Genomic DNA, 11,962 nt, shown 5'->3' on the forward strand with positions numbered 1-11,962 from the left:
CATGGACGAATACTTCAAGCTCGCAGTCGACGCCACCATGGAAGGCATGCGTGAGGGCACCGGCGGACCGTTCGGCGCCACCCTCGTCGACAAGAACGGCGAAGTCATCGCCGCCGTCGGCAACACCGTGCTCAAGGAGATGGACCCGTCGGGCCACGCCGAGCTCGTCGCGGTCCGCGAGGCCTGCGCCAAGTTGAACACGCTCGACCTCAGCGGCTCGACCATGTACGCCACGTGCGAGCCCTGCCCCATGTGCGTGGCCGTGATGATGTGGGCCGGCGTGGAGAAGTGCTACTACGCCTCCACCCGCACCGACGCTGCGGAGGCCGGGTTCTCGGACCAGCACCTGCGCGACTTCCTCGACAAGACCGACCCCACCCTCTTCGACCTCGAGCATCTCGAAGAGGGCCGTGAAGACTGTGCTGAGATCTGGACCGAGTTCGGTCGGCTGAAAGCCGAGCGGGCCTGACCCACAGCACACTGAGAACCCCGCCAGGCGTCCCCCTGTCTGGCGGGGTTCGTCATTTCCGGAGCAGTCCGCCGCTCGGCCACCGGTTAGCCCAGCCTCAGGCGGCGGCGTAGACTGAGGCCTCGAATGGCCGCGACCGAAGGGTGACCAAGTGTCCGAGGAACTGACTGGATCGGGGGTGCCCGCGCCGTTCGGCGTGCTGGGGCTCACCTATGACGATGTGCTCCTTCAGCCCAACCAATCAGACATCATTCCCTCGCAGGTGGACACCGGCACCCAGCTGACCCGTCGCATCAGGCTCAACGTTCCGCTCGCCTCCGCCGCGATGGACACCGTCACGGAATCCCGTCTGGCCATCGCCATGGCGCGCGAGGGTGGCATCGGCATCCTGCACCGCAACCTCAGCATCGAGGACCAGGCGCACATGGTTGACCAGGTGAAGCGCTCGGAGGCCGGCATGGTGTCTGAACCCATCACCGTCGGTCCCGACGCCACGCTCGGGGAGGTCGACGACCTCTGCGCGCAGTTCCGCATCTCCGGCACGCCCGTGGTGGATTCCGACGGCACGCTCCTGGGCATCATCACCAACCGCGACATGCGCTTCGAGGACGACGCCTCCCGCAAGGTGGGCGAGGTCATGACGAAGATGCCGCTGGTCACCGCCCACGTCGGCGTGACCAACGACGAGGCCATCGGCCTCATGGCCAAGCACAAGATCGAGAAGCTGCCCATCGTCGACGGCCAGGGCAAGCTCAAGGGGCTCATCACCCTCAAGGACTTCGTCAAGGCCGACAAATACCCCCATGCCGCCAAGGACGACTCCGGCCGCCTGCGCGTCGGCGCCGCCGTCGGCTTCTTTGGCGACTCCTGGGACCGCGCCATGGCGCTGGTGGAGAAGGGCGTCGACGCCATCGTCGTGGACACCGCGCACGGCCACAGCCGCGGCGTCGTGGACATGATCAAGCGACTCAAGGCAGAACCCCTCGCGGCTGACGTCGACATCATCGGCGGCAACGTCGCCACCTACGCCGGCGCCAAGGCGCTCGTCGAGGCCGGCGCAGACGCCGTGAAGGTGGGCGTGGGCCCCGGCTCCATCTGCACCACCCGCGTGGTGGCAGGCGTGGGCGTGCCCCAGGTCACCGCCATCTACGACGCGGCCCGTGCCGCCCGGCCGGCCGGCGTCCCTGTCATCGGCGACGGCGGCCTCCAGTACTCCGGCGACATCGCCAAGGCCATCGTGGCCGGCGCCTCCAGCGTCATGCTCGGCTCACTCCTGGCCGGCTGCGCCGAGAGCCCCGGCGAGCTGGTCTTCATCAACGGCAAGCAGTACAAGAGCTACCGCGGCATGGGCTCGCTGGGCGCCATGGCTGCTCGCGGGCGCAAGGCCTCCTACTCGAAGGACCGCTACTTCCAGGGCGACGTCACGGCCGACGACAAGCTCATCCCCGAAGGCATCGAGGGTCAGGTCGCCTACCGCGGCCCGCTGGCCGCCGTCGCCTACCAGTTGGTGGGTGGCCTGCGGCAGTCCATGTTCTACTCGGGCGCGGGCACCATCGCCGAGCTCCAGGACAGGGGCCGCTTCGTGCGGATCACGGCCGCCGGTCTGCGCGAATCGCACCCGCATGACATCCAGATGACCGCCGAAGCGCCGAACTACTCGTCGCGCTAGGAAGAGAACAGGTATAAACAACCACATGTACGAGCTTGAGCGTTCCAAGCGCGCCTCCCGCGCCTACAGCTTCGACGACGTCGCCATCGCGCCCACGCGTCGCACCCGCAGCGACGAGGAGGTGGACCTCTCCTGGAAGATCGACGCCGTCAGCTTCGACGTGCCCATCGTGGCCGCCCCCATGGACTCGGTCATGTCGCCGGCAGCGGCCATCCGCATGGGCCAGCTCGGCGGCCTGGGCGTGCTGAACCTGGAGGGTCTCTGGACCCGCTATGAGGATCCGCAGGCCCAGTACGAACTGATCACCCAGCAGTCGGATCAGGTCACCGCCACCAAGCGGCTGCAGGAGATCTACGCAGAGCCTGTGAAGGCGGAGCTCATCCGTGATCGCCTGGCCGAGATCCGCGAGGCCGGGGTCCCGGTGGCCGGGTCGCTGTCGCCCGCCCGCACGCAGGAGTTCGCGCCCATCATCGAGAAGGCCGGCATGGACTTCTTCGTCATCCGCGGCACCACCGTCTCGGCGGAGCACGTCGGCGGCGAGGACACCCTCAACCTCAAGGACTTCATCTACCGCTTCGACACCCCCGTGCTCGTCGGCGGCGTGGCCACCTACCGTGCCGGTCTGCACCTCATGCGCTCCGGTGCGGCCGGCGTCCTCGTCGGTTTCGGCGGTGGCGCCACGCACACCACCGCGTCGGTGCTGGGCATCCAGGTGCCCATGGCCTCTGCGGTGACGGACGTGGCGGAGGCCCGCCGTGACTACCTCGAGGAGTCGGGCGGCCGCTACGTGCACATCATCGCCGACGGCGCCGTCGGGCGTTCCGGCGACATCGCCAAGGCCGTCGCCTGTGGTGCCGACGCCGTGATGGTCGGCTCACCTCTGGCCCGCGCCACCGAGGCCCCCGGCCGCGGCTGGCACTGGGGTTCCGAGGCGTGGCACGCCTCGTTGCCGCGGGGCGAGCGCTCCTTCTTCGAGCAGGTGGGCACCCTCGAAGAGGTCGTGCTCGGCCCGTCGCGGGTTCCGGACGGCACGATGAACCTGGCTGGCGGTCTCCGCAAGGCCATGGCGCTGACCGGTTACACCGACCTCAAGTCGTTCCAGCGCATCGAACTCATCCTGCTCTGACGATGGGGATCCCCATGGACGAAGCACTCCACGAGCTGAAGCGCCTGCGCGGCAGCATCGACAACATGGACTCCGCCCTCATCCACCTGCTGGCTGAGCGCTTCAAGGTGACCCAGCGGGTGGGGGAGCTCAAGGCGAGGGCGGGGCTGCCGCCGGCAGACCCGGGCCGCGAGGCCCAGCAGATCGCCCGGCTTCGTGCGCTCGCGGAGAGCGCGGAGCTGGATCCTGAGCTGGCGGAGAAGTTCCTGACGTTCATCGTCAGCGAGGTGGTGCGCCACCACGAGCGGATCGCCGCGGAGCAGGCAGACTGACGCCCTGAGCCGGCGGCCTCGGGGGAGGTTGCCGGCTCAGTCGTGGGAGTTGATCATGAACTCCGCCGCCCGCACCAGGTAGTCGCGCAGGGCCGCGTCGTCCTCCGGAGCGAGATCCAGCGTGTCGCAGGCGTTCATCATGTGGTGCACCCACCGGTCGCGCTGCAGCGGAGTGACGGCGAATTCCAGGTGCCGCATCCGCAGCCTGGGGTGGCCGCGCTGTTCCTGGTAGGTCTTCGGGCCGCCCCAGTACTGCTCGAGGAACATCCTCAACCGGTCCTCCGCCGGGCCCAGGTCCTCCTCGGGATAGAGCTCCCGCAGCGGGGCGTCATCGGCGACACCCTTGTAGAACTCATGCACGAGTTGTTGGAAGGTTCCGTAGCCGCCCACGCGGTCGTAGAAGCTCTTGTCGGTCACGGACCCATTGTGTCAGGAGCCGGCAACGCACCCTTTACAGCAACCTGAACGCGGTGTCAGGATTGGCGGCAGCGGCCCACCCCCAACGACGAGGAGCCCCGCCATGAACGAACTGACCCCGCAGCGGATCCGGACCAACCGCCTCACCCAGAACGTGTGGACGGCCGGTCCGATGGACGGTACGCCGCTGCTGCTGGTGCACGGCAACCTCAGCAGCGGCGGCTTCTGGCGGTACGTCGTCGAGCACCTCGCCGCCGACGTGAGGGTCATCGCGCCGGATCTCCGCGGCTTCGGCGACACCGACCCCCTCCCCATCGACGCCCGGCACGGGCTGGGCGACATGGTCGACGACCTCCATGACCTTCTCTCGTACCTGGGTCTCGCGGGGCAGCGCAGGGTCAACGCCGTCGGGTGGTCCATGGGCGCCGGGGTCCTCCAGCAACTGATGCTCGAATACCGCGACGACCTGGCGTCGGTCACCCTCATCGCACCGCTGTCGCCGTACGGCTACGGCGGCACGAAGGGAACCGACGGCGAACCGGCGACGGCCGATCACGCCGGTGCGGGTGCCGGCGGGGCCAACCCCGCGTTCGTCGCGCGGCTCGCGGCCCACGACACCAGCGAGGGCGACCCGCAGACCAGTCCCCGCGTGATCATGCGCACGTACTTCGGGGGAGGTGCCAACCACGCCAACCTGGACGAGGATTTCCTCACGCAGGAACTGGTCAAGATCCGCACGGGAGACGACTTCTACCCGGGCAACGCGGTGGCCTCGGAGAACTGGCCCGGCTCGGCGACAGGGGATCGCGGCGTACTCAACACCATGAGCCCCAGGTGGTACAACACCGCGGGCATCGTGGACCTCGAACGCAAGCCGCCGGTGCTGTGGATCCACGCCTCGGAGGACAAGGTGGTGGCCAACGGTTCGTTGTTCGATCTGGCCACGCTCGGCCAGCTCGGCGCCATCCCCGGCTGGCCCGGCGAGGACGTGCTGCCTCCCCAGCCGATGGTCGATCAGACCCGGGCGGTGCTTGAGCGGTACCGCGCGAACGGGGGAGAGGTCCGGGAGGTCTTCCTGGAGGGCGAGGATCACGGCATCCCGCTGGCCGTCCCGGGCCTCGTCGCACGGGAGGTGACCCGCATCCTGGTTCAGTGATCCCGGGCGCCACCTTGTACAGATGTATAGGTAGTTATACGCTTGTATCGTGATGGATGACCGGACGACGAGCGCCAAGCTGCGCGACGCGTGTATCGAGATCGTCGCGGAATCGGGGGTGAAGGCCGCGACGGCGCGGGCCGTCGCCGACCTGGCCGGGGTGTCGCTGGGCCTCATCCGCCACCACTTCGGCTCCATGGGGCAGCTCCTGCACGCCTGTGACCAACACGTCGCGGATCTCGTGCGCAACGGCAAAGAGGACGCCATCGCCCAGGGCGCCGGGTTCGACGCGCTGGCCGCGCTCCGGGCCACCGGCTCCGAGCACGTCATGGGCTACCTCGCCATGCGCCTCACCGACAATTCCGAGGGCATCAACCACCTCGTCGACGCGATGATCGACGACGCCGAGGACTACCTCGCGGCAGGCGTTCAGGCCGGGCTGCTCACGCCCACCGACGATGAGCGGTCCCGGGCCGTCCTGCTGACGATGTTCGGGTTGGGCTCGCTCAGCCTGCACAACCACCTGAGCAGGCACTTCGGCATCGACCTGCGCAGCGCAGACCCCTCCACCCAGCCCGGCTTCGCGCGCTACCTGCGCGTCCACCTGGAGGTCTTCGGCGGCCTCCTGCAACCCGCGGTCCGTGAGCAGTACCTCGCGGCCATCGATCAACTGTCCGAGGAGGACGCATGATCCCCATCCAGACGCGGCAGCTCACCAAGCACTACGGGTCCTTCCCCGCGCTGGTGGACCTCGATCTCGACGTGCGGCAGGGGGAGGTCTTCGGCTTCCTCGGCCCGAACGGAGCCGGGAAGTCCACCACCATCCGCGTGCTGATGGGCGAGCTCAACGCGACGTCGGGCTCGGCCACGGTGCTGGGTGCCGCACCGCGCGAGGTGGCCCACCGCAACCGGCTGGGTTATCTCCCGGCGGACCTGGCGCTGTGGCCGGCGATGACAGGACGGGACACCCTGAAGTTCTTCGCCAATCTCCGCGGGGGAGTCGACTGGCGCTACGTCGACCAACTCGTGGAGCGCCTCAAGGCGAACCTCGACAAGCGCGTCGGTGAACTCTCCAGCGGCAACCGGCAGAAGATCGGCCTGATCGCCACGTTCATGCACAAGCCCGAACTGCTCCTGCTCGACGAACCCAACGCAGGCCTCGACCCCCTCGTGCAGCACGAGTTCTGGGCCATGATGCGCGAGGTCGCCGACGACGGCCGCAGCGTCTTCCTGTCGTCGCACACCCTGTCAGAGGTGGAGCGCGTGGCGGACCGGGTGGGCATCATCCGTCAAGGTCGCCTCGTCGCGGTGGAGGAGGTCGCCGCGCTGCGCGCCATGCAGATGCGCCGTATCGAGCTGGATTTCGACGGCGAGCTCGACGAAGGCTTCCTCCGCAGGATCGACGGCGTGCGCGACGTGGAACTCACGCCGGGGCGCGCCCTCGTCGATTTCAACGGCGACATGTCTGCGCTGCTGGGGGCTGTCACCGGCCTCACCACCCTGCGCGACCTCCGCACCAACGATGCCGACCTCGAGGAGATCTTCCTGGCCTACTACAAGGACGCGAAGTGAGCACCGCGGTCCTCCGCAAGGGCCTGGCCGACGGGTGGCGGGGCCTGACGACCGCCTCCGCAGTCGTCGCCGCGATGCTGGTGTTCGGGCTGATCGTCTACCAGGACATCGACTTGAGCATCTACGAGGCGCTCCCGGAAGCCGTCCGCAGCGTGATGGGTGTCCCCGCGGAGGCGGACGCGTCCGTGCTCGCCTACAACGAGATGCTCGGGGCCATCGGCGCGATGGCACTGGCAGGCGTCGGCATCGCGATCGGGGCCCAGGCCGTGGCCGGCGAAGAGGGCAACCGGACGCTGCCCCTGGTGCTGGCCGCGCCCGTGTCGCGCACGGCCTACGCCCTGAGCAGGGCGGTGGCCATGGTGCTGCTCCTCGTGGCCGCGACGGTCGTGATCTGGGCGGCCGGCGCGCTGGCGCCGCTGGCCCTCGGCATCGACATCGGCCAATCCGATCTCGGTGCCCTCATGACCCACCTCGGGGCCAACACCGTGTTCCACGCGGCCGTCGCGTTCGCCGTCGGCGCGCTGACGGGCCGCAAGTCTCTGGCGGCCGCGGTAGCTGCCGGCGTCATGGTGCTGGGGTGGCTCGGCGCCGGGCTGTTGCCGCTGTGGCGTGAGGGCTGGGCCGATTGGGTGCCGTGGACCTGGTTCAACGGGTCGAAGCCCCTTGTCAACGGCGTCGACGGCGGCCACCTCGCGCTGCTGCTGGCCGGCGCCGCGGTGCTGATCGCGGTGGGGGTGATCGGATTCGCGGGTCGTGAGATCCGCCTGCATGAGGGCGGCGCGACGCTGAAGGAGCGGCTCCACGCGCTCCCTGTCGTCGGGAAACTGGTTCGCCCCACCGGTCGGGGCCAGTCACTCCTGGGTCTGCGCTTCGCCTCCCAGCGCACGCTGCTGATCACGGTGACGTTCATCATGGGCGCGCTGATGGGCCTCCTGATGGGCCCGTTGTACTCGTCGATGGAGGCCGACCTCAACCAGTTCGCCGCGAGCTTCCCCGAGGCAATGGTGGCGATGTTCGGCGGTGGCAACATGTCCACCCCCGCCGGGTTCCTCCACATCGAAACGATGGGCATGATGGCCCCCATTGCCGTGATCCTGCTGGCCACGGCAGCCGCCTCGGCCGGCATCGCGGGCGAGGAGCACGCCGGGCGGCTCGCGGGAGTGCTCGCCACCCCCGTCTCGCGCTCCCGCGTCTACTGGACCACCGCTGCGGTCATGGCGGGCTACGTGCTGGTGGTCAGCGTCGGGCTGTTCCTCGGCCTGTGGGCGGGCAACGCGCTGGGCGGGCTCGAGGTGGAACTCGCGAACGTCGCGACCGCCTGCTTCCTGATGGCCTGCCTCGGCTGGGCCTTCGGCGGCTTCGCCCTGGTGTTGTCCGCTGCCACCGGCCGCCCGGGCCTCGTCGTCTGGGGCACCACGGGCGTGGCCATCGCGACGTACTTCGGCTACACGCTCCTCATGGCGGCGGGCAGGGAGGAGTGGGGATGGTGGTCGCCGTTCCGCGCCTACCTGTACGGCGCCCCGATCGAGGTGGGCATGCAGTGGTGGCAGCCCGCGTGGCTCCTCGCGATGGCGGTCGTGCTGATCCTCGCCGGGCTACCGCTCTTCGCGCGCCGGGACCTCCGCTGACGATGCTGACCGACGAGATCCGCGCCGCGCTGCGTGCCCAGGCCGACCCGGCACGCGCCGCCGGCCAGCAGCGGTACATGAAATCGGTGCTGCCGTACTACGGCCTGACGTCACCTGCATTGAGGGCGACCCTGAAGCCGGTCCTGTCCCGGTCCCGGCTGGCGTCGGCCGACGGGTGGCGCGCCGCCGTCGTCGATCTCTGGGACCACGCCACCCACCGCGAGGAGTGGTACGCCGCCATCGCAGTTCTGCGCCACGGTCGCTACCGGGCCTTCGCCCTCGAGCCCTCACCGGAGAACATCGCCATGCTCCGCCACCTCATCGTGACCGGGGCGTGGTGGGACGTCGTCGACGAGATCTCCGCCCGCACCGTGGGGGAGCTCCTCCGGGCCCAGCCCGCCCTCATGACACCGCTCCTGCGCGGCTGGGCGGAGGAGGAGGACCTCTGGCTGCGGCGCACCGCGATCATCTGCCAGCGGTTGTTCCGGGAGGCCACCGATCGTGAGCTGCTGACGCACGCGATCGAGCACAGCATCAGCGACGGCGACTTCTTCGCGCGCAAGGCCATCGGCTGGGCGCTGCGCGAGTACTCCAAAACCGACGGCCCATGGGTGCGCACCTACATCGCGGCCAATGCGGACAGGCTCTCGCCGCTCTCGGTGCGGGAGGGCCTCAAGTGGCTGGGCCGCCCGTCGTCGGCAGGTTGAGCCCTCCAGCCGGGCGTGCCTTGCCGCACCGGTATCGTCGAGGGGTGGACATGGTGGAGATCTCCCTCGACAGCCCCGTTTCAGCGCTGGGCCGCCTCCTCCTCGTCGAGACGGAGGCCGGCCGGAGCATCATCCGCAGGACCTCCCAGGGCGGCACCCACACGCTCACCGCGTACCTGCCGGACGGCCGCAAGACAGACTTCGAGGGCGTGCGCGGGGAGCGCACCCTGAGGCAGGCCGTGGCCACCGTGTCGGCCGCCCGCCCGCTCCGGGCCTTCCAGGTGGAGGGCGGCGAGGTCACGGCCAAACTGCGGCCGGCGCAGACCTTCCTGTCCTACCTGCCGTGGGTGGTGGGGATCGCACTGGCCAGCCTGGGCGGCGTCGGTGACGGGTTCGGCATTTTCCGCTTCGTGTTCCTCGCGCTCGGCGTCACCATCATCCTCGTGGCCCAGGACGCCTTCAAGAAGGGCCGCCGGTATCGCGACTGGGCCGTGGAGACCGGCGACGGCGACGTCAGGGCCATCGACTTCCCCCTGCCGGCGCTGCCCGAGGAGATCGAGGTCGACGACGTCAAGGAGGAGTACGGACGGCTGCTCAGTGACATCGTCTACCGCATCGAGTTCCCCGCACTGTTCGACCCCCACGAGCCCACGTCGAAGGAGTTCACCCTCGCACTGCTGCAATGGGACAACAACGACGGCGTGGCCGGCGATGACGAGCGGCGCGAGCTCGCCCGCCGCGTGCGGGCAACCTTCGCCGCCGCACGGGCGAACGCCGAGCGGATCGGGATGGCGCACCTGCCGCAGGCGGCCCAGTTCCGAGCGACCACGGCGCTCAAGGCCGCCAGGCTCGCCGTCGATGAAGCGGCACCCGCGCCGGAGCGGGAGACAGCGCTGCGCCGAGCCGTCGAGATCCTCGACGACTTGGCGCTCTACTACCTGCCCACCGGGACGGAAGCGCGCAGGGCCATCACCGGCAGCACCCCGCCGCAGCTCCCCGGAAGGCGGGCCTCCTGATGTACGCCACCTGGCAGCAGGTCCCGCCCGACACCACGTGGGCCGGCTTCGCGCCCGGCGCGGTGCTGCTCTACAACGACGACGAGGCCGTCGTCGTCGACGCGCGGCGGGGACAGAAAGACAAGATCAAGCTGCGCATCCAGCGGCCCAACGGCGAGCGGTTCGAGCGTGACGTGAAGCCCGGCGAGTCCCTGGGGGCCCAGGCGGCCTCCCTCCTGGAGGGCTCCGGTGCCCGGGCGATGGTGCTGCCTGCCGTGATCTGGCACGAGGACCAGCTGTTCTCGCCGCGCAACATCGCCGCCCTGCTGGCCAGCGCCCTCGTGACCACCGTGTTCATGGTCCTGACCAGCCTGAACTCGAACCCGATGTCGTTTCTGTACCTGTCGTTCATGATCGCCGGCGCGGCCGCCATGGGCGTGCGGCGGCTCTGGAAGGGCGGCCGGCTCACCTTCCTGGCGCCGGACCGTCTGGGCCTGACGACGGGGACGATCCACGCCTATGCGCTGACGCGCGAGGCGGGCAAGTTGTGGGTTCCGCCGACGCCCGGCTCGGACCGGCGCGGCCTCGCCTACCAACGCGTCGACGCGATCCGCGACGCCTACCTGGGCCTGCGCGGCGACATCGCCTACCGCATCGAGTCGCCGGCGCTCTTCGACCCGAAGGTGCCGGCCACGGCCGAGTTCGAGGCGGCGTTGGTGGCGTTCGACGACGTCACGGATCTCACCTCCACCGACGAACTGGACGAACGCGCCACCGAGGTGGAACTGACGTTCAACGTGGCACAGGCCAACGCCGAACGTCTGGGGCTCAGCCACTTCCCGGAACACGCCCGCGCGGATGCGCGCCGCGCGGGCAAGGCTGCCAGGCTCGCCGCCGGAGCCACCACGGAGGGGGAACGCCAGGCATCGCTCGCGCAGGTCAAGCGCATCCTCGACTCGCTGGCGCTGTACTACCTCCCCGCCGTCGACGAGAAGCTGGCCATCGAGAAGTAGCCGCCGATGGCTCAGGCCACGACGTCGCGCCAAGAGTGCCGCGGACGCCACCCCAGCTTCTCGGCGGCGGCCCGGTTGCTGAGCAACGTGCCGAACTCCGCCACCTCGTCCGGCACCGTCAGGCCCGGGTGGATCGCCTTGAGGGCGTCGCGCGTGGGCATGTCGAGGATGATGTCGTCAGCGGCGATCACGAAGGAGTGCGCGCCGGTGAGGTCTGCGGTGAGCGCGTCCTCACAGGACTGGGCGACGTCGCGGGCGTCGATGTAGCCGAACAGGTTCCACCGTCGCGCCTCTGGATCCTTCGCGAACGACGGCTGGATGGCGTAGTCGTCCACCGTGAAGATGTTCGACAACCGCAGCGCGATCACCGGGATGCCGGCCCACCGGGCCACCTCGGCGGCCATCGTCTCGGTCATCACCTTGCTGAGCGAGTACGTCGAGTTCGGCAGCGGGTAGTGGTCCTCGTCGACGGGGACGTAGCGCACCTCGTCGAACGGCAGCCCGAGGGTGGTTTCGCTCGAGGCCCACACGATGCGCTTCAACCGCAGCTTCCAGGCCGCCATGAACACGTTGGTGTTCATCAGCAGGTTCTGGTTGAGCGTGTGGGTGTCGGTGTGGATGTTGTCGGCCGGGATGTTGGCCAGGTGGATGACCGCGTCGGCGTCGACGAGGAGGTCCATGGCCTCGCCCACCTGCGTCAGGTCCGCCTTGAAGAAGCGGCCGTCGTACCAGGCGGGGCGGGGTGCGAGATCGGTGGCCACGACGTCGTGGTCCGTGTTGTCGGTGAAGTGGCGCAGGGTGGCCTGCCCGGCCTTGCCGCTGGCGCCCGTGATGACGATTCTCATGCCTTCAGACTAGGGCGGCCGCTGCCTGTCGGCAGCGGCCGCCCTAGTCTCAAG

At 69.4% G+C, this 11,962-nt stretch carries 13 protein-coding genes; 11 read left to right on the forward strand and 2 right to left on the reverse strand.

Translation table 11 applies throughout. The annotated features are described in order from the left end of the window. The first annotated feature begins 1 nt into the window (after window position 1). The 4 genes from ACZK4S_RS05105 to ACZK4S_RS05120 all read left to right on the forward strand — a co-directional run bounded on the left by ACZK4S_RS05105 (window position 2) and on the right by ACZK4S_RS05120 (window position 3,575). On the forward strand, window positions 2–469 hold the full coding sequence (locus tag ACZK4S_RS05105) for a nucleoside deaminase (RefSeq protein WP_076059600.1): 468 nt from the start codon (window positions 2–4) through the stop codon (window positions 467–469). 163 nt (window positions 470–632) lie between these two features. Next, a complete protein-coding gene (gene guaB, locus ACZK4S_RS05110; RefSeq protein ID WP_076060150.1) occupies window positions 633–2,138 on the forward strand; it encodes an IMP dehydrogenase in 1,506 nt (501 codons plus the stop codon). Window positions 2,139–2,163: 25 nt separating this feature from the next. Further along, window positions 2,164–3,264 (forward strand): GuaB3 family IMP dehydrogenase-related protein, encoded by a 1,101-nt coding sequence (locus tag ACZK4S_RS05115; protein ID WP_076059598.1) that lies wholly within the window; start codon window positions 2,164–2,166, stop codon window positions 3,262–3,264. A 14-nt stretch (window positions 3,265–3,278) separates the two neighbouring features. Further along, complete coding sequence (locus ACZK4S_RS05120; protein ID WP_076060148.1) at window positions 3,279–3,575, forward strand: chorismate mutase; 297 nt, start codon at window positions 3,279–3,281, stop codon at window positions 3,573–3,575. A gap of 36 nt (window positions 3,576–3,611) precedes the next feature. Here ACZK4S_RS05120 and ACZK4S_RS05125 read toward each other — a convergent pair whose 3' ends face one another. Then, entirely contained in the window at window positions 3,612–3,992 is a 381-nt protein-coding gene (locus ACZK4S_RS05125) for a globin (protein ID WP_076059596.1), read from the reverse strand. Between the two features lie 103 nt (window positions 3,993–4,095). Here ACZK4S_RS05125 and ACZK4S_RS05130 point away from each other — a divergent pair, with 103 nt between their 5' ends. Genes ACZK4S_RS05130 through ACZK4S_RS05160 form a run of 7 tightly spaced genes read left to right on the forward strand, consistent with a single transcriptional unit; the run spans window position 4,096 to window position 11,063 of the window. Then, window positions 4,096–5,148 (forward strand): alpha/beta hydrolase, encoded by a 1,053-nt coding sequence (locus tag ACZK4S_RS05130; RefSeq protein ID WP_463643568.1) that lies wholly within the window; start codon window positions 4,096–4,098, stop codon window positions 5,146–5,148. 52 nt (window positions 5,149–5,200) lie between these two features. Further along, entirely contained in the window at window positions 5,201–5,839 is a 639-nt protein-coding gene (locus ACZK4S_RS05135) for a TetR/AcrR family transcriptional regulator (protein WP_463643829.1), read from the forward strand. Then, a complete protein-coding gene (locus ACZK4S_RS05140; RefSeq protein ID WP_076059590.1) occupies window positions 5,836–6,720 on the forward strand; it encodes an ABC transporter ATP-binding protein in 885 nt (294 codons plus the stop codon). The genes ACZK4S_RS05135 and ACZK4S_RS05140 overlap by 4 nt, the downstream gene beginning before the upstream one ends. Beyond that, window positions 6,717–8,348, forward strand: coding sequence for an efflux permease Rv1217c-related protein (locus ACZK4S_RS05145; protein WP_463643569.1), 1,632 nt, complete (start codon window positions 6,717–6,719; stop codon window positions 8,346–8,348). The genes ACZK4S_RS05140 and ACZK4S_RS05145 overlap by 4 nt, the downstream gene beginning before the upstream one ends. A 2-nt stretch (window positions 8,349–8,350) precedes the next feature. Next, entirely contained in the window at window positions 8,351–9,055 is a 705-nt protein-coding gene (locus ACZK4S_RS05150) for a DNA alkylation repair protein (protein WP_463643570.1), read from the forward strand. Between the two features lie 50 nt (window positions 9,056–9,105). Continuing rightward, a complete protein-coding gene (locus tag ACZK4S_RS05155) occupies window positions 9,106–10,071 on the forward strand; it encodes a hypothetical protein (RefSeq protein ID WP_463643571.1) in 966 nt (321 codons plus the stop codon). Further along, window positions 10,071–11,063: a hypothetical protein gene (locus tag ACZK4S_RS05160; protein WP_463643572.1), complete on the forward strand. Its 993-nt coding sequence runs from the start codon at window positions 10,071–10,073 to the stop codon at window positions 11,061–11,063. Before ACZK4S_RS05155 ends, ACZK4S_RS05160 begins: the two co-directional genes overlap by 1 nt. Window positions 11,064–11,074: 11 nt before the next feature. Here ACZK4S_RS05160 and ACZK4S_RS05165 read toward each other — a convergent pair whose 3' ends face one another. After that, the gene (locus ACZK4S_RS05165; protein WP_463643573.1) at window positions 11,075–11,908 is read right to left on the reverse strand and encodes an NAD-dependent epimerase/dehydratase family protein; all 834 of its coding nucleotides are present in this window, start codon (window positions 11,906–11,908) and stop codon (window positions 11,075–11,077) included. Window positions 11,909–11,962 lie beyond the last annotated feature (54 nt).

Source organism: Tessaracoccus zhenghani (assembly GCF_055326325.1).